This window comes from Microbulbifer sp. YPW1, from assembly GCF_013367775.1.
Classification (GTDB): Bacteria; Pseudomonadota; Gammaproteobacteria; order Pseudomonadales; family Cellvibrionaceae; genus Microbulbifer.
On record NZ_CP055157.1, the window covers coordinates 2,694,001 to 2,716,398 of the forward strand.

19 protein-coding genes and 1 tRNA gene are annotated in these 22,398 nt (G+C 60.2%); 6 read left to right on the forward strand and 14 right to left on the reverse strand.

The window, feature by feature from the left end; all coding sequences use genetic code 11:
* Nucleotides 1-12 precede the first annotated feature (12 nt).
* The 8 genes from ychF to HUW35_RS11115 form a co-directional block, all read right to left on the reverse strand.
* Nucleotides 13-1,104 carry a redox-regulated ATPase YchF gene (ychF, locus tag HUW35_RS11080; RefSeq protein ID WP_181252395.1) on the reverse strand — a complete coding sequence of 364 codons (1,092 nt, stop codon included), beginning with the start codon at nt 1,102-1,104 and terminating at the stop codon, nt 13-15.
* A gap of 53 nt (nt 1,105-1,157) precedes the next feature.
* Complete coding sequence (pth, locus tag HUW35_RS11085) at nt 1,158-1,757, reverse strand: aminoacyl-tRNA hydrolase (protein ID WP_181252396.1); 600 nt, start codon at nt 1,755-1,757, stop codon at nt 1,158-1,160.
* Nucleotides 1,758-1,796: 39 nt separating this feature from the next.
* The gene (locus tag HUW35_RS11090; protein ID WP_181252397.1) at nt 1,797-2,429 is read right to left on the reverse strand and encodes a 50S ribosomal protein L25/general stress protein Ctc; all 633 of its coding nucleotides are present in this window, start codon (nt 2,427-2,429) and stop codon (nt 1,797-1,799) included.
* A gap of 225 nt (nt 2,430-2,654) precedes the next feature.
* Nucleotides 2,655-3,587: a ribose-phosphate pyrophosphokinase gene (locus HUW35_RS11095; RefSeq protein ID WP_305075982.1), complete on the reverse strand. Its 933-nt coding sequence runs from the start codon at nt 3,585-3,587 to the stop codon at nt 2,655-2,657.
* Between the two features lie 305 nt (nt 3,588-3,892).
* Nucleotides 3,893-3,967, reverse strand: a tRNA-Gln gene (locus tag HUW35_RS11100).
* A gap of 21 nt (nt 3,968-3,988) precedes the next feature.
* On the reverse strand, nt 3,989-4,873 hold the full coding sequence (ispE, locus tag HUW35_RS11105) for a 4-(cytidine 5'-diphospho)-2-C-methyl-D-erythritol kinase (RefSeq protein ID WP_181252399.1): 885 nt from the start codon (nt 4,871-4,873) through the stop codon (nt 3,989-3,991).
* A gap of 64 nt (nt 4,874-4,937) precedes the next feature.
* Entirely contained in the window at nt 4,938-5,591 is a 654-nt protein-coding gene (lolB, locus tag HUW35_RS11110) for a lipoprotein insertase outer membrane protein LolB (RefSeq protein ID WP_255463239.1), read from the reverse strand.
* Between the two features lie 10 nt (nt 5,592-5,601).
* On the reverse strand, nt 5,602-7,593 hold the full coding sequence (locus HUW35_RS11115) for a tetratricopeptide repeat protein (RefSeq protein ID WP_255463240.1): 1,992 nt from the start codon (nt 7,591-7,593) through the stop codon (nt 5,602-5,604).
* Between the two features lie 418 nt (nt 7,594-8,011).
* Between HUW35_RS11115 and hemA the strand changes: the two genes are divergently transcribed.
* The 4 genes from hemA to HUW35_RS11135 all read left to right on the forward strand — a co-directional run bounded on the left by hemA (nt 8,012) and on the right by HUW35_RS11135 (nt 12,247).
* Nucleotides 8,012-9,316 (forward strand): glutamyl-tRNA reductase, encoded by a 1,305-nt coding sequence (gene hemA / locus HUW35_RS11120; protein ID WP_181252401.1) that lies wholly within the window; start codon nt 8,012-8,014, stop codon nt 9,314-9,316.
* Complete coding sequence (gene prfA, locus HUW35_RS11125; protein ID WP_181252402.1) at nt 9,316-10,401, forward strand: peptide chain release factor 1; 1,086 nt, start codon at nt 9,316-9,318, stop codon at nt 10,399-10,401. Before hemA ends, prfA begins: the two co-directional genes overlap by 1 nt.
* Before the next feature lie 5 nt (nt 10,402-10,406).
* A complete protein-coding gene (prmC, locus tag HUW35_RS11130; protein WP_181252403.1) occupies nt 10,407-11,249 on the forward strand; it encodes a peptide chain release factor N(5)-glutamine methyltransferase in 843 nt (280 codons plus the stop codon).
* Nucleotides 11,250-11,338: 89 nt separating this feature from the next.
* Complete coding sequence (locus HUW35_RS11135; RefSeq protein ID WP_181252404.1) at nt 11,339-12,247, forward strand: cation diffusion facilitator family transporter; 909 nt, start codon at nt 11,339-11,341, stop codon at nt 12,245-12,247.
* 33 nt (nt 12,248-12,280) lie between these two features.
* Here HUW35_RS11135 and HUW35_RS11140 read toward each other — a convergent pair whose 3' ends face one another.
* Both HUW35_RS11140 and HUW35_RS11145 read right to left on the reverse strand, forming a co-directional pair.
* Nucleotides 12,281-13,843 carry a succinylglutamate desuccinylase/aspartoacylase family protein gene (locus HUW35_RS11140; protein WP_181252405.1) on the reverse strand — a complete coding sequence of 521 codons (1,563 nt, stop codon included), beginning with the start codon at nt 13,841-13,843 and terminating at the stop codon, nt 12,281-12,283.
* Between the two features lie 147 nt (nt 13,844-13,990).
* On the reverse strand, nt 13,991-15,343 hold the full coding sequence (locus tag HUW35_RS11145; protein WP_181252406.1) for an MATE family efflux transporter: 1,353 nt from the start codon (nt 15,341-15,343) through the stop codon (nt 13,991-13,993).
* A gap of 119 nt (nt 15,344-15,462) precedes the next feature.
* Between HUW35_RS11145 and HUW35_RS11150 the strand changes: the two genes are divergently transcribed.
* Together HUW35_RS11150 and rhlB are read left to right on the forward strand one after the other, a co-directional pair.
* Nucleotides 15,463-16,089 carry a DoxX family protein gene (locus HUW35_RS11150; RefSeq protein ID WP_181252407.1) on the forward strand — a complete coding sequence of 209 codons (627 nt, stop codon included), beginning with the start codon at nt 15,463-15,465 and terminating at the stop codon, nt 16,087-16,089.
* Nucleotides 16,090-16,261: 172 nt separating this feature from the next.
* Entirely contained in the window at nt 16,262-17,770 is a 1,509-nt protein-coding gene (gene rhlB / locus HUW35_RS11155) for an ATP-dependent RNA helicase RhlB (RefSeq protein ID WP_181252408.1), read from the forward strand.
* Between the two features lie 211 nt (nt 17,771-17,981).
* On the opposite strand, the gene cysZ is transcribed toward rhlB, so the two are convergent.
* From cysZ to gatB, 4 genes are all read right to left on the reverse strand, one after another.
* On the reverse strand, nt 17,982-18,887 hold the full coding sequence (cysZ, locus tag HUW35_RS11160; protein ID WP_181252409.1) for a sulfate transporter CysZ: 906 nt from the start codon (nt 18,885-18,887) through the stop codon (nt 17,982-17,984).
* 3 nt (nt 18,888-18,890) lie between these two features.
* The gene (locus HUW35_RS11165; RefSeq protein WP_181252410.1) at nt 18,891-19,187 is read right to left on the reverse strand and encodes a PA4642 family protein; all 297 of its coding nucleotides are present in this window, start codon (nt 19,185-19,187) and stop codon (nt 18,891-18,893) included.
* 15 nt (nt 19,188-19,202) lie between these two features.
* Entirely contained in the window at nt 19,203-20,759 is a 1,557-nt protein-coding gene (locus HUW35_RS11170; protein WP_219932537.1) for an amidase, read from the reverse strand.
* A 180-nt stretch (nt 20,760-20,939) separates the two neighbouring features.
* The gene (gene gatB / locus HUW35_RS11175) at nt 20,940-22,391 is read right to left on the reverse strand and encodes an Asp-tRNA(Asn)/Glu-tRNA(Gln) amidotransferase subunit GatB (RefSeq protein ID WP_255463241.1); all 1,452 of its coding nucleotides are present in this window, start codon (nt 22,389-22,391) and stop codon (nt 20,940-20,942) included.
* Nucleotides 22,392-22,398: the final 7 nt, after the last annotated feature.

A 22,398-nucleotide genomic window follows, 5' to 3' on the forward strand; every position in this document is an offset into this window, starting at 1 on the left:
GGGGCGGGTGTTTTAGACGTTAAAGCGGAAGTGGATAACATCGCCGTCTGCGACAACGTAATCCTTGCCTTCCAGGCGCCATTTACCCGCTTCCTTGGCGCCGGCTTCACCCTTGTTATCCACAAAGTCGGTATAGCCCACCACTTCAGCGCGGATAAAGCCTTTCTCGAAATCGGTGTGGATCTTGCCCGCAGCCTGCGGCGCAGTCGCTTGCAGGGGGATGGTCCAGGCGCGTACTTCTTTCACGCCGGCAGTGAAGTAGGTGTGCAGGTTCAGCAGGTTGTAGCCTGCGCGGATCACGCGGTTCAGGCCCGGTTCTTCCATGCCCAGCTCTTCCAGGAACTCCTGCTTTTCATCGTCATCGAGTTCGGCAATTTCCGCTTCCAGCTTGTTGCAGATGGGAACCAGAACGGCATTCTCTTCTGCGGCGATGGCAGAGACTGCATCCAGGTGCGGGTTGTTTTCGAAGCCGTCTTCATCGACGTTGGCGATGTACATGGTGGGCTTGACGGTGAGCAGGCTCAGTTCGCGCAGGTCCGCGAGCTCGTCATCATTCAGGCCGAATGAGCGCAGCGGCTTGGCTTCGTCCAGGTGCGGCTGGATCTTTTCCAGCAGCGCCTTCATCTTGATGGCGTGCTTGTCCTGACCCTTGGCGGCGCGGGTGTAGCGCTGCAATGCTTTTTCTACGGTATCCAGGTCGGCAAGCGCCAGTTCGGTGTTGATGACCTCGATGTCGGCGACCGGGTGCACCTTATTCGCCACGTGAATCACGTTGTCGTCTTCGAAGCAGCGAACCACATGGGCGATGGCATCGGTCTCGCGGATATTGGCGAGGAACTTGTTGCCCAGGCCTTCACCCTTGGAGGCGCCGGCGACCAGGCCCGCGATATCGGTGAACTCCATGGTGGTGGGGATCACTTTCTGCGGCTTGACGATTTCCGCCAGCTTGTCGAGGCGGGGATCCGGTACGGGCACCACGCCGGCGTTGGGCTCAATGGTGCAGAAAGGGAAGTTCTCCGCGTCGATGCCCGCCTTGGTGAGGGCATTGAACAGAGTAGATTTGCCCACGTTGGGCAGGCCGACGATGCCGCAAGTAAAACCCATGGTCTGAATCCTGTAGGTGTTCGGTGAATAGAGCGCGCGCAGGCGGCTCTTACCTATTTTGCTTTGGTGTGCAGTGTTTTCATGGCCCCGCTCCAGTCGCCCGAGGCGGCGGTGGGGAGTACATCCACGGCGCGGTCGATAGCTTCCGCCAGCTGGTCCTGCTCGACCCGCGGGGCGCGCTGCAGAACGTAGTTGACGACATCGCGGGCATTACCCGGGTGGCCAACGCCGAGGCGAAGACGCATAAAATCGCGATTGTTTCCCAGTGCCGAGATGATGTCGCGCAGACCGTTGTGACCTCCGTGACCGCCACCGCCTTTCAGGCGTGCGGTGCCGCTGGGCAGGTCCAGCTCATCGTGGGCGACCAGAATGGCCTCGACGGGAATCTTGAAGAAGTTCGCCAGTGGGCCTACTGCCTGGCCACTGCGATTCATATAGGTGGTGGGAATCAGCAGGCGGATATCCTGCCCGCCGATCCGCACACGGCCGGTGAGGCCGTGATATTTGCTGTCTGGCGCGAGCTGGGCGCCGTGGATACGGGCCAGCTCGGAGACAAAGTCGGCTCCCGCGTTGTGACGCGTCCGGTCGTACTCGGGGCCTGGGTTACCCAGGCCGACGATCAACTGAATGGGCGTGTCGGGAGCCTTGCTCAAGGTGCTTTACCTTATCGGGAGACCTGAACGTCTGCCGGCTTATGCTTCGCCGGACTCTTCGCCTTCACCTTCTTCGGCGTCAGCTTCGATGGCGCCACGCGGCTTGTGCACGGAGGCAACAACCAGGTCGTGGTCTTCACCGTGGGCCAGGTCCACAGACTCAACGCCTTCCGGCAGTTTGATGTCGGAGATGTGAACGGTGGCGTCCAGTTCCAGGTCAGCCAGGTCTACTTCGATGAACTCAGGCAGCTTGGAAGCCGGTGCGTTGATGTCCAGCTCGGTCAGGGTGTGAGACACGATACCGCCAGCTTTAACGCCTTTGCAGGACTCTTCGTTCAGGAAGTGCAGGGGTACTTTAACGTGTACTTTGGTGTTCGCAGATACGCGCTGGAAGTCAGCGTGCAGCAGGATCGCCTTGGCCGGGTGACGCTGCAGGTCGCGCAGGATCACGGTCTCTTCCTTGCCGTCGACGTTCAGGGTCAGAACGGAGGAGTAAACGGCTTCGCTTTCCAGAGCCTTGAACATATCTTTCTGCAGCAGGGCAATGGATTGCGGCTCGGCTTCGCCACCGTAGATGATGGCTGGAACTTTCGCTTCCAGGCGACGCAGGCGGCGGCTCGCACCTTTCCCTTCGTCGCTACGGACGCTGGCATTCAGTTTGAAATCAGACATGGGGTAAACCTCAGGTTGTCTGTCCAGAAGGACCTGCGACCGGAACCTTCTGGCGTTGCTATAAAATGGGCGAAATCTATTGAAACACCCAATAGTAAACGCCCGGCGGTACCGGGCGGGCGCGTATTCTAAGGGCAAGCGCAGGGGATTGCCAGTGTAATCGTGGTTTGCTTACGACTACCTGGCGGGTGCTTTTCCGTTGCTGGATAGGGCTGTGAAGCGGCCTTATGAACGGAACATTGCCGAAAGTGATTCTTCGTTGCTGATGCGGCGCATGGACTCGGCCAGCATCGCAGACAGGGTGAGCTGACGGATTTTCGATGACTGCGCCATCTTGTCGCCCAGCGGGATGGAGTCGGTGACTACCAGTTCATCCAGAACCGAATTGTTCAGGTTCTCGATCGCCTTGCCGGAGAGTACCGGGTGGGTACAGTAGGCAACGACTTTCTTGGCGCCATGTTCTTTCAGGGCGTTGGCCGCGTTGCACAGGGTGCCCGCGGTATCCACCATATCGTCTACCAGCAGGCAGGTGCGGCCGTTGATCTCACCGATGATGTTCATCACTTCGGCAACATTGGCTGCGGGGCGGCGTTTGTCGATGATGGCCAGGTCGCAGTCGAGGCTCTTGGCAACGGCGCGGGCGCGCACAACGCCGCCGATATCCGGGGACACGACAACCAGGTCTTCATATTTCTGACGTTCGATATCGTCCAGCAGCACGGAAGAACCGTAAACGTTGTCTACCGGCACGTCGAAGAAGCCCTGGATCTGCTCGGCGTGCAGGTCTACGGTCAGTACGCGGTCGATGCCCACGCTCACCATCATGTCTGCCACGACCTTGGCGGAAATCGGCACCCGCTGTGAACGCACCCGGCGATCCTGACGCGCATAGCCGAAGTAGGGGACTACCGCGGTAATGCGGCCGGCTGATGCGCGACGCAGGGCGTCAACCAGCAGGATCAGCTCCATGATGTTGCGGTTGGTGGGCTGGCAGGTGGACTGCACCACAAATACATCGCGGCCGCGCACGTTGTCGGTGATCTCAACCGCGATCTCCCCATCGGAGAAGCGCTTGACCACCGCCTCTCCCAGCGGTATCGCCATATGCTCAACAACCTTTTGTGCCAGTTCCGGGTTTGCGTTGCCGGTGAAGACCATTAAGTCAGCCACTGCGAGTACCTTTTTCGTTGGGAGTAGATGATAGTAGTGAAATTCAGGGGGTTTTCGGAGCGCGAACTGCTTGCAGGTTAGTGTGATGCCGTGTCATTGGGCGACCATTGGTGCAAGTGTAGAGGGTGGCCCTGATTGGCCGCTTGTCGGGGTTGGGCCCGAAGCTCCAAAGCGAGCCATGGATGGCTCGCCCGCAAACCAGTTCAACTGGTTTGGCGGGAGCTAAGTGCGGACATGCGCCGCGCTTAGCGTTTTTCAGGAATTCATGGATGAATTCCTGAAAACTAAGAAAGTGGCTGGGGTGGAAGGATTCGAACCTTCGCATGACGGGATCAAAACCCGCTGCCTTACCGCTTGGCTACACCCCAGCAATGTTGCAGCTAATCAATTTAGACCGTTGCTGCAAGTTTCGCGAGCTGCCTGTGGGTCGGAGAATCATCGACGCCTTTGGCAACAAAACCCTGCCACCTTTCAGGCCGTTCAGCGAACACTTTTTGCGCCGCTTGTTCTGACGCGAATCCGGCAAAAACACATGCGCCGGTTCCTGTCAGGTAGGCCTGTCCGTAGTGCGCAAGCCATGATCGGGCTGCATGCACCTCGGGGTAGAGGCTCTCAACCAGCGGCTGGAAATCGTTACCGGCATATTGGTTCAGCCAGTGTGTGTTCAGCCGCCTGTCGCGAAGGGCCGCTAATGTAATTGCGGCAGAATCTCTTGTCAAACGCGGATCGGAAAAAAGCGCTGCAGTGCTGACATGGCAGGCAGGTGTCAGCACCAGGTACCACTGGGGAGCAATGGATACCGGGGTCAGGCGTTCGCCCACTCCTTCGGCAAATGCGGAATGACCGCGTACAAATACCGGCACATCGGCGCCGAGTTGAGCGCCCAGTTCCGCGAGCTTGTCCAGATCCAGGCCGCACTGCCACAGATGATTCAGGCCCAGTAGCGCGGTGGCGGCATCGCTGCTGCCGCCACCAATTCCGCCTCCGGCGGGAAGAATCTTGTCCACCTTAATCCTTGCGCCCTGTTCTCTGTCGCCACAGTGTTGCCGGAGCAATTGGGCCGCGCGATAAATCAGGTTCTGTTGTGGCGGCACGTCAACACCGGGGCACTGCAGCTGGATATGTCCGTCGGTGGTGGCTTCAAAAGTCAGGGTGTCGCCAAAATCCAGTAGCTGAAAAACCGTCTGCAGTTCATGGTAGCCATCCGCTCGGCGACCGAGAATCCGCAGCATGAGGTTCAGTTTGGCAGGGGCTGGGAGGGAAAATGCATTCATGGAATGGGGTGGTTACAAAGTCTGGCGGCCAGTTTAGCAGTCGCCAGACTTTTGCTGTAGCAGCTTATTTGGGCTGCCAGTCCTTGATCACCACAGTGACACTCACTGGCCCGGCCGCCTGGTTGGTGGCCGCTTTGATGCGGGTGGGGAGCTGGTAGGGGCCGACATTCTGGTACCCCCCAAAACTCAATTGCCAGCCAGCTTGCTGCAGGCTTTGCAGCAGGCCCTGGGAGTTTTTCTGCTGAGCGGCAACCGCACCCGGTGCAGGCAGTCCGCGCACCCAGTAAAACATCTCCGACACAGGCAGGGGCCAGCCCATGATCTGCTCGGTAAGCTGTGCGGGACTGGAGGCAAACACGGCGGGTTCGCTGCCGCTCTGTAAGCTGACGCCGGCAGGAGAGCCACTGATCACTGTAGCGCCAGCGCCCAACGGGCCGCTGAGATGGATGCGGTAGTTACCGCTGGCCTGTTGCCAGGTAAGGTTGGCGCTGCCGTTTTCCTTGGGGGATCGTACCCCCAGTTTTCCGGTGGCTTCCCAGCGTTGCAGTGCGGCGGCAGATTGCGGTTGTGCAGTTTGCGCTGGTGGCTGGGACGGTTGTGGTTTCTGCGAGCTGCACGCGGCGACTGCGACAAGTAGCACCGCGGTAATCAGCTGCCGGGTGCGGGCAGCGAGGCGCCCGCACAGGTTTTTATCGATCGGGAGTGAAAGTCGGGACACAGAGAGAACTTCAGCTTTCCGTAACATGCTGTTCCAGTCTTTGTTGATCCTGTAGCCGCTGCATGGCCTCGGGGATAAGTTTACTTTCCGGGTTGTTCTGCAATCCCTGCTCCCAAACCTGCATGGCCTGTTGGCGCTGTCCCAGTGCCCACAGCGCCTCACCCAGATGCGCGGCAATTTCGTGATCCTTGAGCAGCTCGTGGGCCTTTTGCAGGTATTTCACTGCCTCGGCGTGATTACCCAAGCGGTGATGTGCCCATCCCATGCTGTCGATAATGGCGGGGTCATCCGGGCTCAGCTCCAGAGCCTTGCTGATCAGCACCAGTGCCTCGTTGAGGCGGTCGTCATAGGAAAGCAGTTTGTAACCCAATGTGTTCAGCAGGTTCGCATTATCCGGATCGCGGGACAACAATTTGCGCAAACTCAGTTCAAAGTTTTCCATATCACCCAGCTGTTCACTGGTCATGGCATAGGCATAAATCAGGCGTTTGCTGTCATTGTTGGCCTTTAGTGCGCCGGAAAGAAGCGTCTGCGCTTCTTTGAGATGCCCGTACTTGGTGAGGAGTTCCGTTTGCAGTAAATAGAACTGTTCTTCCTGTCCCGGGTGCCGCGCGCGCAATTCTTCAAACCAATCCTGCGCTTCGCTGGTGTTGCCGTTGGCAGCGAGCAGGTTAGTGCCGCGGGTAATCGCCTGAACGTAGTCACTGCCCGGGCGCACCATGCGATAGTGGGTAACGGCTTCCTTTACCCTGTCTTCTTTCTCGGCAATCCCGGCGAGATAGAAGTGTGCCGCGGATTCGTGTTCCTCGAGTTGCAGCAGTTTTTCCAGTAGTGGCTTGGCGTTTTCGAGCTGCCCGGTTTCGTACTGGATCAGTGCCAGGGAAAGGATCAGGTTGGCATCGTTGGGGCGCTGTTTTACCAGCTCCACAAACTGATGTTGCGCCAGTTCAATATCTTCACGGATCAGCAGCCGCGCGTACTGCAGGCGCAGGCGGCTCTCTTTGGGGTAGAGGGATACCAGGTTTTCCAGCAGCTGGCGCGCCTCTTTATTGCGTCCCATATCAATCAGGATGTGGGATTGCAGCAGCGGTGCATCGAGTAGCGCCGGGTCTCGCTCCTGCACCTGGAGGGTCAGGTTCAGGGCTTCCTGGGGATTGTTGTTGGCTCGCAGCAGCATGGCGAGCGCCAGGGCGGCCTCGTTGTTAGTTGGGTATTTCTGCGACAGTCTACGGAATTCCGGAAGTATCTTCTTCGCCAGCTCTTCATTGTCTACTGCGGTGGCGGCCACGGATTGCAGTGGCGCATCGCCGCCCAGGCTGAGTGCCAGTTCTGCGTGATGCATGGCGGCGTCCAGTTCTCCGGCGAGCGTCAGCTCGGCGGTCGCAGCCAGCTGCGCCTCGGGGCTTTCCGGCTCCAGTTCAACCCACAGCTGGGCAGAGCGCAGTGCCGCACGGCGCGCGTTCAGATACCGTGCGATCCGGGTAGCGCGGGCAGCGATTCCGGCATCTTTGGTGCGCTCGGCCTGAAAGTAATAGTTCGCCAGTGCCAGGTCGTACTGCTGGCGATTGCCCGCAACTTCCGCCACGAGCAGTGTGTAAAAGGTTTCAATGGGAAAGGGTTTGGTTTTGTCGCTTTTTTCCTTTTTGTTCGCCGGTATCCCTCGTTTCGCCAGCGTCGCGTCGTCGTTCTCGGCCACTTTTTCTGCGCCCTCTGCGCCCTCTGCGCCGCCGGCAATGGGTTGCGCGGCCGTGGATACCTCAGGAGCCGCAGTGGCAGTAGCTGCCATCGGTGCATTGGCGGGGTTGGTCTGATGGGCTTGTTGGCTGCAGGCGCACAGGATCGCCACCGATATCGCGGTTGCGAGTACACGTGTCGGATGTCGTCGGGTGCCACCCTGCGGCGCGCGACCATCGGGCACCTGTACGGAGGAGGCGATGGCCTTCCGGCTCAACAGGGGCGGGGCGAAAAAGGTGGCAAGGATCGGGGATGAAAAAAGCTGCATAAAAACGTGTCCGTACGTTCGCGCCGGTCACCGGCCAGCCGTGGTCCTGGGCTGAGCCGTGGCACCTCCTATGCATTTGCGTGCAGTGAGGTGGGGCCGATCTGTGTGGTGGGGCGTCTGTTGGCGTATTTTTCCGGGTTATCGCCGTATAATTCTAGTTCTGAATTCCACGTGCTGTGGTCGCGGTCGGGGTTTCGGCGCGAAGTCAGCATCTATTTAAACCGGGGTATGCAAGCCGCGGCCGGCGGCCATACTGCTTGTGACTGGTTGGACACATACTGCACACTATCACACAGATAGCCTGATAGCGCTTGCACGGTGCGCGGCGGCCCCGGACAATGTGCGGCCTTTTTACCGACCCTAGTACCATTATTCGGGACGGGCACACTGAGGTGCCCGAACGAGACGACGAGAACCTATGCCGATCCTTGCCCTGGGAATCAACCACGATAGTGCGCCCGTTGCTGTACGCGAGCGAGTGGCATTCGCCCCCGAGGTAATGCCCAGTGCGCTGGCAGAGGCCCGCGCGGCCCTGGATTGTCGGGAGCTGGCGATTCTTTCCACCTGCAATCGCACCGAAATCTACGGCGAGGTAGCGCCGGAGGCGGTCCTGGCGTGGATCTCCAAGTACCACAGTGTTCCCCTGGAACAGCTGACTGGCTGTCACTACCAGTTCACCGATGAAACTGCGGTGCGCCATATGATGCGCGTGGCCTGCGGGCTGGATTCGCTGGTGCTTGGGGAGCCGCAGATCCTTGGCCAGATGAAATCCGCTTATGCGGTGGCGCGGGAGTCCGGCAGCGTGGGTTCTACGCTGCACAATGTGTTCCAGCAGGTGTTTTCGGTTGCCAAGCGCGTGCGCACCGAAACCGCCATTGGCGAAAATCCGGTCTCTGTGGCCTTTGCCGCAGTGTCTCTGGGATCGCGTATCTTCACCGATCTCGCTGAGCAGACCGCGTTGTTGATCGGCGCGGGGGAAACCATCGAGCTGGTGGCCCGGCATTTGCTGGACAAAGGGGTGAAGAAGCTGATCGTTGCCAACCGCACGCTGCACCGGGCGCAATTGCTGGCACAGGATTTCGGCGCCGAGGCGATCCTGCTGGCAGATATCCCCGAGCACTTGCCGCGCGCCGACATCGTGATCAGTTCCACCGCCAGCCAGCTGCCGATTCTGGGCAAGGGCGCGGTTGAGACCGCGCTCAAGCAGCGCCGTCATCGCCCGATGTTTATGGTGGATATCGCGGTGCCGCGGGATATTGAGCCGCAAGTAGGCAATCTGGATGACGTCTATCTGTATACCGTGGACGACCTGCGCGGGGTGATTGATGAGGGCAAACGGTTGCGCGAGAAGGCGGCTGAGGCCGCCGACCTGATTGTCGATTCCGCGGCCCAGGACTTTATGCGCGAGCACCGCAGCCTGCGCGCGGTGGACTCCATCCGCAGTTACCGCCAGCAGGCCCAGGGAATCAGCAAGGATGAACTGGAAAAGACACTGGTCCAGTTGCGTACCGGCGCAGACCCGGAGCAGTTGCTGGAGCAGCTGGCCCGCTCGCTCACCAATAAACTGATCCATGCGCCCACGGTTGCACTGCGCAAGGCGACCGCCGACGGTGATATGGAACGGCTGCGCATTGCGCGGGAAATAATAGGCCTGGCACCGGAAGACTGCGACCAGGAATCAGATGTATCGGCCACTGCGCCTGAGAAAAAGAAACTCAAGTAATGAAAGCTTCTGTACAACAGAAACTCGACAACCTGGTGGAGCGCCACGAGGAAGTGTCCGCGCTGCTGGGTGACGCAGAAATCATCAGCGACCAGGACAAGTTCCGCGACCTCTCGCGAGAGTTTTCCGAACTGGAAGACGTGGTCAAATGCTACAGCCGCTACAAGACCCTGCAGGACGATATGGCCACCGCGCGCGAAATGCTCGATGAGAGCGACGATGAAATGCGGGAAATGGCCCAGGAAGAGCTGCGCGAAGCGGAAGCCGAGCTCGAGCCGCTGGAAAAAGAACTGCAGACCCTGCTGTTGCCGCGCGACCCCAACGACCGCAAAAACGTTTACCTCGAGATCCGTGCCGGAACCGGCGGGGACGAGGCTGCGATCTTCTCCGGTGACCTGTTCCGCATGTACTCCCGCTACGCTGAAAAGCAGGGCTGGCGCATCGAAGTGATCAGCGAAAATCCGGGTGAGCACGGTGGCTACAAAGAGATCATCACCCGTGTTGCCGGTGAAGATGTCTATGCGCGGCTGAAGTTCGAGTCGGGCGCACACCGGGTGCAGCGGGTGCCGGAGACCGAGTCCCAGGGGCGTATCCATACCTCCGCCTGTACCGTGGCGGTGATGCCGGAGCCGGACGAGCGCGATGCCATCGAGATCAACAAGGCGGACCTGCGCGTCGATACCTACCGCGCTTCCGGCGCCGGTGGTCAGCACGTCAACAAAACCGATTCCGCGGTGCGCCTCACCCATATTCCCACGGGAATTGTGGTGGAGTGTCAGGACGAACGTTCCCAGCACAAGAACCGCGCCAAGGCGATGGCGTTGTTGCAGGCCAAACTGAACAGCGCGCAGGAATCTGCTGCCGCCCAGGAAATTTCCGACGCGCGCAGAAACCTTGTCGGCAGTGGCGATCGCTCCGAGCGGATCCGCACCTATAACTTTCCACAGGGGCGGGTTACCGATCACCGTATCGGACTGACCCTGTACAAGCTGGACGAGGTCATGCAGGGCGCAGTGGACGAGGTTATCGGCCCGTTGCGCACCGAATACCAAGCGGATCAACTCGCCGCCCTGGGACAGCACTGATCCCCATGGCCACGGTGAAGGAAAACCTGCAGCGCGCGGTAGAACTCAAGCACAGTGACAGCCCGCGGCTGGACCTGGAGGTGCTGCTCTGCCACCTGCTGGGGAGGTCCCGCGCCTGGCTTTACACCTGGCCCGAACACCCGCTGGACGATGAGCAGCAGTTACAGTTCGAGCGGCTGCTGGAGCGCCGTATTGCCGGCGAGCCGGTGGCGCACCTCACTGGTAGCCGGGAATTCTGGTCCCTTCCCCTAAAGGTCAACCGCACCACCCTGATCCCGCGTCCGGATACCGAAGTACTGGTGGAAACGGTGCTAGAGCTGTGCCCGCAAGAGCGGCTCTCGGTTCTGGACCTGGGTACCGGCACCGGTGCGATCGCCCTGGCGCTGGCGAGTGAGCGCCCCCGCTGGCAGGTGACGGCTGTGGACAGAATGCCGGCGGCGGTCGCGCTGGCGGAAGAAAACCGACAGCGACTGGGCTTCGACAACGTTGCGGTACTGCAGAGCGACTGGTTTGCCGCGGTGCCGCAACAGCGCTTTGATCTGATTGTCAGCAATCCGCCCTATATTGATACCCAGGACCCGCACCTGCGCGAAGGCGATGTGCGCTTCGAGCCGCTATCGGCGCTGGTGGCGGAAGAGCATGGGCTGGCGGATATCCGCCGCATTGGTGAGGACGCGCTGGATTTCCTTAGCGATGGCGCATTGCTTGCGGTCGAGCACGGCTGGGAGCAGGGCAAGGCGGTACGCAGGATTTTTACCGAAGCGGGTTACGCCGAGGTGGAAACCCGGCTTGACTATGCCGGGCGGGAACGTATCACGCTGGGTCGCAACAAAAGCACTCCCCCGTAGGGGCCTCCTGCGCAGGCGAACAGACCACACCTGGGACAACTCGCCGCGAGCCAGGCTCCTGCAAAAACGCAACCGGCAGGAAGGAGTCTATGCACGAGCACGCCCATCACCACAGTCACGGCAACCATCTGAAACCCCTGGTCTGGGGGCTGATCATCACGCTCGCGTTTGCCGTGGTGGAAGCCATCGGCGGCTGGGTTTCCGGCTCCCTCGCACTGCTCGGCGACGCCGGGCACATGATCACCGATTCCTTTTCCCTGGCACTTGGCGCGGTAGCGGCAATGCTCGCGCGCAAGCCGGCGAGCCGCGAGATGTCGTTTGGCTGGGGGCGCGCGGAAGTGCTGGCGGCCATCGTCAATGCCGTACTGATGTTGTTGATTGTGGTGGGTATCACCATCGCCGCGTTTGATCGCCTGCGCGCGCCACAGCCGGTGCAGGGCGGTATGGTGATGTTGATTGCGAGTATCGGACTGCTGGTGAATATTGCGGTGGCGTGGGTGCTGCACCGGGGTGAGCAGACACTCAATATTCGCGGTGCGCTGCTACATGTGATCGGGGATCTGCTCGGCTCGGTGGCGGCACTGGTGGCGGGCGCGGTGATTTATTTCACCGGCTGGACACCGATCGACCCGTTGCTGTCGGTTCTGATCTGCGTGCTGATCCTGTTTTCCAGCCTGAAGTTGCTGCGCGATGCGGTGGATGTGCTGATGGAGCGGGTGCCGAGAGAGTTGAGCCTGCCGCTGGTGGGGGAAACCATGGCTGCGGTGGAGGGCGTGCGCTCGGTACATGACCTGCATATCTGGCGACTGGACAGCAGCATGATTTCCCTGTCCGCGCATATCGTGGTGGACGATCTGGCCTCCTGGCCGAAAGTGCTGGCGATACTGCGCGAGACACTGATCGAGCGCTTTGCCATCAGTCATATCACGCTGCAGCCGGAGCCGCTGCATGTGGATAAAACCCCGATCATTGATCGGGTGAGCGGGCCGCAACCTTAAAAAGGTTATTGGCCCGTCTGTCTGGTTACGCGCTCAATCTTCCTCACTCTGCTCATCGTGATCCACGGTGGGCGCGTCTTCGTCCGGGGTGTCTGAAGCCGGCTCCGGTGATGTCACCGGTGTTTCTTCCTGTTGCCCGGCGGACTCCGTTTGCGTGCTCTGCTCGGTGGCGGCGGGCGCTTCTTCGGCTGTTACGTCTTCCGGTGCCGGGATCTGTTCTTCCGGCGCCTGAATACCAATGTGGTAGGCAGCAAAGCCCGGTTGTACCACCTGATTCATGGCCATTCCGAGGATGCGACCGTTGTGCTGCGAGCGGATCTCCTTGCGCACATTGGTGATCGGGTTGGTCACGGTGCCCAGCAGGTCGCCCTTGCTGACAAACTCGCCCAGCTGAACCTTGCTGAAAATGATCCCGCCGGTGGTGGCGCGCTGCCAGGTGGAGTTGTAGTAGACCGGTTCGGGGTCTCCCCACAGGCGGAATTTGTTCACCATGCCGAGCTGGTTGAGCAGGGTGCGGATACCTTTCACGCTGTGGCTCACCGAGGTTTCGTCCAGCACCATGGGGGCGCCGGCTTCCAGGGTGACCGTTGGGATGCCTGCCTCCACGGCGGCGCGGCGCAGGGTGCCCTTGGCGCCGTCACTGTGCAGCACCACGGTGGAGCCGAAGCCCTTGGTGAGTTTCACCACCTTGGGGTTTTTCAGGTCGCCGCGCAGCTGGGGCAGGTTGGTGCGATAAAAAGATCCGGTGTGCAGGTCAACAATGGCGTTGCAGTGCGCCACCACCTCGTCAAAAAACGAGCGCGCAATACGCGAGGCGGAGGAGCCATTTTTGTCGCCGGGGAAATGGCGGTTGAGGTCGCGCCGGTCGGTCAGGTAGCGGGATCCGCGATGGAATCCCTGCAGGTTGACGATGGGCACACCGATCACCGCGCCTTTCAGGGTTTGCGGGTTCAGGTTGTACATCACCCGGCGCACGGTTTCGATGCCGTTCAGCTCGTCGCCGTGCAGGGCGGCGGTCAGACACAGGGTGGGGCCGGTCTCCGCGCCGTTGACCACCAGTACCGGGGTGGCGCTGTAGACGCCTTCAAAGTGCTGGCTGGGGGACCAGGCCAGGCGGGTGGACGTGGCCGGTGGGACTTCTGAACCCAGCAGCTGCAGTGGCTTGCCGACAGGGGCTTCCGGCTCGGCCTGCGGCGCGGGGGCTGCGGGCTCCGCCGCCGCGTCGGCTGCCTGCTGCTCGGAAGCTTCCGCCTGTGGCGGGGCTACCAGCTCCTTTTCGCTTACCGGTTTATCGAGTTCGATACTCTTTGCCTTCGGCATCGGCTTTTCGGGCTGGTCAGATGCATCGGCATTGCTGCCGGTAGCGGCGCGCTCGTTGCTCTGAGGCTCCTGTGGGGGTTGTTCCGTTGCCTCGCCGGCAGAGGATTCTGCGGCTGGGGATTCCGGGTCCTGTTGCTCTGCCGCGTCCGTTTGCGTGTTCACGACAGAGGTAGTTTCTACCGGTTCGCCATTTTCATCGGACTCCTCCGCTGGCAGGTAGGCGGCGTAGCAGACGAGGGCAATGATGACGGGAAGGCTCAAACGGCGGCGGGGCATGAAAAACTCCATTACGGAAACTGCGCAGGGAAATACAAAGTTGAAAACAGACAATTGAAAACGGGGAATCGGGTGTCAGCTTGCTGAGAGCGCGAGTATAGCCAATCGGTTCCCGACAATTTGCGCGGTAATTGGCGAATCCGGCGATCAGTGTGCGATCAGCGCCTTGCCGCTGGTATGTCGCAACCGCACAAGCAGCAGGACGGCGGCGGTGCCAAGGCCGACACAGATACCCACCCAGTAGCCGTAAACGCCCCAGTAGTGTTCGCCGAGCCAGTAGGCTGCCGCCAGCCCCACCAGCCAGTAGGAAAACAGCTGCATGTACATGGGAACCCGGGTGTCCTTGTAGCCGCGCAGGGCGCCCCAGGCCATGGCCTGGGCAACATCCACCAGCTGAAAGGCCGCCGCGAGCAGCAGCAGATTGCTGGCAATGGCAATGATGTCGGGATTGCCGGTGTAAGCGAGCACCAGCACATTGCGCAAACCGATCAGCACCACACCGGTCAGCAGCGCATACACCAGCCCGCTACCGACCCCCACGATGCTGATAAAGCGTGCCCGTTTGGGGCGCCCCTGTCCCAGCACCTGCGCGGTGCGGATGCTGACTGCCTGGGCCAGTGCCAGCGCCACCAGGTAGAAGGTGGAACCGATACTGAGACCGATCTGGTGGGCGGCAACAATGGTGGCACCGTAGGATGCGAGCAGCAGTGTCAGGCTGGCAAAAAATGTCACTTCACTGGCTGCGCCGATACAGATCGGCATGCCCACTGCCAGCAGGTGCTTCAGGGTGGGCCAGTGGGGGCGCGGCGGCAGGAGTTTCAGGCGCAGCGCGCGATACGCGGGATCCTGCCCCGCGTGCCAGTACAGGGCAATGGCGATACTCCAGCACACCAGGCTGGTGGCCCAGCCACAGCCGGCGCCGCCCATGGCGGGAATCGGGCCCCAGCCGAACACGAACAGGATATCCAGGGGGATATTCAGTGCCGCGGCGGCGAGGTAGATACGCATAACCGGGCGAACCTGTGCCATGCCCTCGCAGTAGCCGCGCAGGGCACTGCCAAACGCGAATGGCAGGGTGCCGGTGGCCAGGGCCAGCAGGTACAGCACCATGACCTTGCGCACCGGTTCCTCTGTCTGGATCCACTGGCTCCACAGGGGCGAAGCCAGCAGCGCCAGCGCCACCAGCAGGCCGCCCACCAGCGCGATCCACACCGATTGGCTCATCTGTCGCGCGCAGCCCTCTTCGTCGCGTCCACCGCGCAGGCTGGCGACCACCGGTGATACCGCAGCCAGCATGCCCATCAGCACAACCGCACACACGGCCCAGATACTGGAGCCCAGCGCCAGTCCGGCGAGATTCACTTCACCGGACTGGCCGGCAACGATGGTATCGGTAACCCCCATGCTGACGACCGCCAGGTTGCTGACAACCAGCGGGCCGCCAAGGTTGGCGAGATTGCGCAGCTCGGTGGCGGTGGCGCGTTTGTAGAGTCTTGGCATGGAGTGGGTACAGGATGGCTAAACTGTTCGGAGCCCGGGCAGGTGCGGGCGCAGTGTAAGAATCTTGCGCCCCGTCCGACCAGTTCAATATGGCATTCACGGTAAATCGGGAGCGAATTATGGATGGCGCCAGCAACGGGTTCAATCGGATTTACGCCTGTTTCCTGAACATACTGCGGCCCCTGGATGGATTGGGGCCGCTGCTGCTGCGCCTGTTCCTCGGGCCCATCTTTATCCTGGCGGGCTGGAACAAGCTCACCGGAATCGATGATGTCGCCGCCTGGTTTGGCAATCCGGACTGGGGCCTGGGCCTGCCTGCGCCGGTGCTGATGGCCTGGCTGGCTGCACTGACCGAGTTTTGCGGGGGCATAGCCCTGGTACTGGGGGTGGGGGTGCGCATCGCAGTAATTCCGCTGATGTTCACCATGGCGGTGGCGGCAGTGACCGCTCACTGGCAATACGGCTGGCATGCGCTGCCGGAGCAAACACTCACCATGCCCTGGGAGTGGCGCGAGGACCTCATCGAGGAGGCGGTGGTGCGCAAGGAAAAGGCGGTAGCGCTGCTGAAGGCTCACGGTAACTACAGCTGGCTGACCGAGGCGGGCAGTTTCACCGTGCTCAAGAACGGTATCGAGTTCGCTGCGACCTATTTTGTGATGCTGCTGGCGCTTCTGTTTAGTGGGGGTGGACGGTATGTGAGTATTGACTACTGGATCGCGCGTTACCGCGGTTTCCCGGTGCCCTGAGGCGCCCCCGGACGTGTGTCCGGGCAGTAACTCGCGCGCGCGGGATAAATGATATACTCGCCGATTATTTAACCCATCGCCGCCTGTGGCGGGCCCTCTGTCAGCAGTGGGGCGTCCGCGGCGCGCAGGCACCGGTCCTGGCCGGCCTGTGAACAATTGAGCGAGCAATCCTTTGATAGGTAAGTTTTTCCGTCGGTCGTCAGACAAGTCCCAGAGTGCCCCCGAAGGGCAGAAAGCTTCCGGATCCCAGCCAGAAAAGAGCGCTTCTTCCGCGCCGCAATCGGAGCGCAAGTCCGAGGGTGGCCGCCAGCGCAACCGGCGTCGCGGTGGTGGCGGTGGCAAGGGCGGTGACAAGGCTCGCAAGCAACCACCGCAGAAGCCTTGGAGCCTGGACGAGTTCCCGGTGCCGGAAGCAGAGGGCAAGGTGCGCTTCCACGATCTGGACCTGCCGCTGCCGCTGATGCACGCCATCGCCGACCTGGGCTTCCAGTACGCCTCTCCTATCCAGGGGCAATCCCTGCCGCATACCCTGAACGGACACGACCTGGTGGGCAAGGCCCAGACCGGTACCGGCAAGACCGCGGCCTTCCTGATCACCGTGATCGACGACCTGCTCAAGAACCCCTTTGAAGGCCAGCGCTACGCTGGTGAGGCGCGCGCGCTGATCATAGCGCCGACCCGCGAACTGGTGATGCAGATTGCCGACGACGCCAAGGGTCTGTGCAAGTACACCGACCTGGAAATCCACACCCTGGTGGGCGGCATGGATTACCAGAAGCAGCAGAAGGCGCTGAACGAGCGTTTGGTAGATATTCTGGTAGCCACCCCGGGTCGCCTGCTGGACTTCGTCAGCAAACGGGATTGCTTTCTCGACCAGACGGAAATCCTGGTGATCGATGAAGCGGACCGTATGCTGGATATGGGTTTTATCCCGGATGTGCGTCGCATTGTCCGTCAGACCCCGCGCAAGACCCACCGCCAGACCATGTTCTTCTCCGCCACCTTCACGCCGGAAGTGGACGATCTGGTAGAGCAGTGGACTTCTGAGCCGGTAATTGTCGAAATCCAGCCCGAGCGTGTGGCGACCGACACGGTTACCCAGCACGTGTACCTGGTTTCCGGAGATGAAAAGTATCCGCTGCTGTTCAATATCGTGCAGCAGGACGATGTGGAAAGCCTGATCGTGTTTGCCAACCGTCGCGACCAGTGCCGCCGCCTGCACGAGAACCTGCTGGCTCACGGCATCAATGCGGGTCTACTGTCCGGTGAAGTGGCGCAGAACAAGCGCGTGCGCACGCTGGAAGATTTCAAGACCGGTAAATCCAAGGTGCTGGTGGCTACCGATGTTGCCGGCCGTGGTATCCACATCGACGGTATCAGCCATGTGGTGAATTACACCCTGCCGGAAGAGCCGGAGGACTACGTTCACCGCATCGGCCGTACCGGGCGCGCGGGCAAGAGCGGCACTTCCATCAGCTTTGCCTGTGAAGATGACGCGATGCGTCTGGAGCCGATTGAGGCGCTGCTGGGCAGCAAGCTCAAGTGTGAAGTACCGCCGGAAGAGCTGCTGGTTGCGCCGCCCAAGGTACACGTGAAGCGCAGCAGTGGTGGCGACCGCAATGATCGCGGTGGCAATCGCGGTGGTGGACGTCGCGGTGGCGGTGGCCGTCCACGCCGTTAACTCTGGAGGTCTCGGAGGGACTCCCGTGGCGGCCAAGCACCGGGTGTCGACTTTCAGAACCGCTGTGAATACTTCCCTGTACGCTGCGTCGGCGACGTCCTTGTCGCCGACGCTTCTGAAAACCGACACCCGGCTCTTGGCCTTCACAGCCAGTTTTGCACTTCGTTAGACATAAAAAACGCGGGCCGATGCCCGCGTTTTTTATGTCTGTCTATTTCTTGCCTTTCGGGCCTTCAATGCCCTTTGGCCACGTTTTACTTTTCGTAATCGGTGGCTGTTCAACAGGGAACCCCTTGCCGTTTGGGCCTTTTCCCGGATCGCCTTCCGTCCAGATTCTTTCCACCCACAATGCGGTGCCGCCGGCGACTGCTGCGGGCATCACGAAGATATTCAGAATCGGTACCATCTTCGCCAGCATCACCGAACCGCCAAATCCGAGGGTGGTGAATTTCTTGCGCATCAGTACGCTTTTCAGCTCGCTGAAGGAGCGCTGGTGGTTATCCAGCGGATAGTCCACATACTGAATCGCCATGCACCAGGCGCCCCACAGGGCGGTGAGAATGGCGGGGATGAAGACGGTCCAGCTGGTGAGCAAAGCGATAATAAAAATCACGATACCCCAGCCGATAAAGTACATGAGCTTGCGCAGTTCGCGACCGAGGGTGCGGAAAATCATGCTGCTGATGGACTCCGGGGGCGGCGGATGGCCGGTGAGGAGCTCTTCGACTTTTTCTGCCAGCAGGCCGTTAAAGGGGGCGGCAATGATGTTGGTGATGATCCCGAACAGGTAGCCGTATACGAGAAAGAACAGCAGTACCACGGCGATGGCAATCAGCCAGGCTAGCCACTGGAAGACACTCGCGGCCCAGTCTGCGCCCTTGGCGAGAATTGCTCGCCACCAGGACATGTTGGAGGTGTCTACCGGGGTGTCGGACAGCAGGCTGCCGATATAGCGGCCGAGGTCGTCGAACTGGCTGACCATCATTGCACCCAGCGCGATGAACAGCACCAGGTTGATGAGCAGGGGAATGATGATAAACGGGCGCAACTCTTTACGGGTAAGCAGTTGCGCCCCCCGGATCAGTGCGTTGACGCCATGTGCCGGGTTGGAGGTCATGACTTATTTTGCTCCGGCTGCACGCAGGATTTCTGCGTAATCGTCACCCTGAGCGTGTTCGCTGATACGTGCCAGCAGCGTCTGGCCCTCGGGGCTCTGGCTGTCCAGATCCAGCCCCTGTTCCTTGAACATGCGCACGAAAGTTTCAAAGTTCTCCGCTTTCATGCCGCGGTAGGCACGCTCCAGCAGGTAGAAATCCCGATTGAATCCTTCCGGGGCTTCGCCCACCAGAAAGCCGGCGATGCGCTCATCATCGAATACTTCGCCGAGGATTTTTTGCTTGTCTTTTTTCAGGCTCATTGTTACTTCCTTCTGTCAATTGGTGCCGGAAATGTAAGGGGCGGGGTCGCCATTCAGAAACCGCGGGGCGCGACGTTGCTTGCTGGCCTGCTCGTAATTGTAAGCGGCGGCGATCAGCCTGTCTTCCTGATTGGCGCTGGCAAAAAACGAAAGTCCCACGGGCAGGTGTTGTACAAACCCCATGGGTACGGTGATGTGTGGATAACCGGCGACGGCTGCCGGGGTGGTGGCAGAACCGGTAAAGTGGTCACCGTTAATATGGTCGATTTTCCACGCCGGGCTGACCGTGGGAGCAATCAGTATATCGACGTTGTGCTTTGCCATGGTGGCATCAATGCCCTGTGCGCGGGCGAGCTGGCGGAGCTCTTCGATTTTGTGTGCAAAGCTCTCTTCTTTACGCCCCCGGGAGCCCTGCGCCATCTCAAAGATTTCCTGGCCAAAGAACGGCATTTCCGTTTCCCGCGCATTTTGGTTCGCGGCGATCAGGGCTTCGAGAGATTTGTACTGGGAAGGTGAGTTTGCGAGGTATTCATTCAGGGCGTCCTTGAACTCCCACGCCAGCAGTTCGAATTCCAGGCCGTGGATTTTCTCAAGGGTTTCGATGTTTGCGTTGTCGACGATTGTCGCGCCCTGTTCCTGCAATACGGTCAGTGCCAGCTCAAAGACAGCGTCGGTCTGCGGGCTGTATCCCATCAGGTTGCGCACGACACCGATACGTTTTCCTTTTAATCCCTCCGGATTTAGGGCATCGGCGTATTGTCCGCTCGGTGCCAGGCTGTCGCTGTCCCCGGAGTCCTGCCCAACCATCGCGTCCAGCATCAGGGTGGCGCCGGTGACCGTGGCGGCCATGGGGCCGGCAGTGTCCTGGTAGGCGGAAATGGGAATGATACCCGAGCGGCTGATCAGACCCAGTGTTGGCTTGATGCCCACAATGCCACTGACCGCAGCGGGGCAGGTAATGGAACCGTCGGTCTCTGTGCCCACCGCCAGAGGGATCATGCCGGCGGAAACCGCAATGGCGGAGCCGGCGCTGGAACCGCAGGGACTGCGGGAGAGGTCGAAAGGGTTGCGCGCCTGGCCGCCGGTACCACTCCAGCCGCTGGAGGAATTGGTAGAGCGAAAGTTGGCCCATTCACTGAGATTGGCCTTGCCGAGTATGATGGCGCCGCGCTTTTTCAGCTGTTGAACCAGAAAGGCATCGTCTGCGGGAATGTTGTCACTGAGCAGTATCGAGCCAGCGGTATTTGCCAGGCCGTCGCCCGTATCAATATTGTCCTTTACCAGCACCGGGATACCGTGCAACGGGCCCAGAATCTGGCCCTCTCTTCTCAATCTGTCGAGGCGTCGCGCCTCTTCCATAGCCAAGGGGCTTAGCTGTGTGACGGCATGCAGTTTGTCGTTGAGCTGGTTGATCTGTTTGAGATAACGACTGACGAGGAGTTCTGAAGTGATGGTGCCACTATCCAGGGCGGCGCGGATTTCTGAGGTGGTGGCGAAGTTACCCTGAGCCTGCGCAATACAGGCCACGGTGAAAATGACGAGTCCGCACAGCAGTTTGTTTATTATTTTCATTGCCTGTTCACTCCCGATTGATTTCTGGACGTTACCTTATGATGCGTGATTTCCCCTGCGCTTGTCCGCTTCCCGGAAGGGTATCCTGCCGGGGATGCGTGGGAGAAATTGACGCAGGGAGCCTGCAAGGGCTGGGCCAACACCCCTGTCCCTTGCAGGCACGTCCTGAAGGACTGCGGGTTACAGCAACGCGTCCAGCTTGTCTTTCAGAATTTTGTTGATCATCTGCGGGTTCGCCTGCCCCTTGGACGCTTTCATAATCTGGCCAACAAAGTAGCCCATCATTTTCGGGCGTTTGTCCGGGTCGGCGTTGCGGTAGTTTTCCACCTGGGCGCCACTTGCGGCGATTACATCGTCCACCATTTTTTCGATGGCGCCGGTGTCGGACACCTGCTTCAGGCCCTTGGCCTCAATCACCGCGTCCGCATCCCCGTCACCATTGGCCATCGCTTCGAATACCTGCTTGGCGATTTTTGAAGAAATGGTGTTGTCCTTGATTCGCGCGATCAGCCCGGCGAGGTGCTCGGCGGATACCGGGGAATCGGCGATGGATTTTTCCTCGCGATTCAACAGTGCGGCCAGTTCACCCATTACCCAGTTCGCTGCCAGTTTCGGTTCACCGGACTTGGCTGCAACCTGTTCAAAGTAATCCGCAGTTGCGCGTTCCTGGGTCAGCTGATCCGCGTCGTAAGCGGAAAGACCATAGTCTTTCTCAAAACGCGCGCACTTCGCATCCGGCAGTTCCGGCAGTTCACCGCGGATAATCTCCACGTATTCGTCGGTCAGCACTACCGGCAACAGGTCCGGGCAGGGGAAGTAGCGGTAATCGTTGGCCACTTCCTTGCTGCGCATGGAGCGGGTTTCGTTCTTGTCGGAATCGTACAGGCGGGTTTCCTGCACCACCTTGCCGCCGTCCTCGATCAGGTCGATCTGGCGCTGTGCTTCCACTTTGATCGCTTTCTCGATAAAACGGAAAGAGTTCAGGTTCTTGATTTCCGCACGGGTGCCCAGCTCTTCCTCGCCTTTGAGACGCACGGAAACGTTCGCGTCACAGCGCAGGGAACCCTGGGACATGTCGCCGTCGGAAATGCCCAGATAGGTCACAATGCTGTGAATTTTCTTCAGGTAGGCCACGGCCTCGGCGGCACTGCGCATATCCGGCTCGGATACGATTTCGATCAGTGGAGTGCCGGCGCGGTTGAGGTCGATCCCGGACATACCGTGGAAATCTTCATGTAACGATTTACCCGCGTCCTCTTCCAGGTGCGCATGGTGCAGGCGCACGGTCTTGCTGCTGCCGTCTTCCAGGTGAATTTCGACCTGACCCGCGCCCACGATCGGCTTTTCCAGCTGGGTAGTCTGGTAGCCCTTGGGCAGGTCGGGATAGAAATAGTTCTTACGTTCGAACACAGAGCGCTTGCCGATTTCCGCGTTCATCGCCAGGCCAAACATCACCGCGTAGCGGAAGGCCTCTTCATTGGGTACCGGTAAAGTGCCCGGCATGGCCAGGTCAATCGCGCAGGCCTGGGTGTTCGGCTCGGCACCAAATGCGGTGCTGGCGCCAGAGAAAATTTTTGATTGGGTGGAGAGTTGAACGTGTACTTCCAACCCGATGACGACTTCCCATTCCACGTCGCGT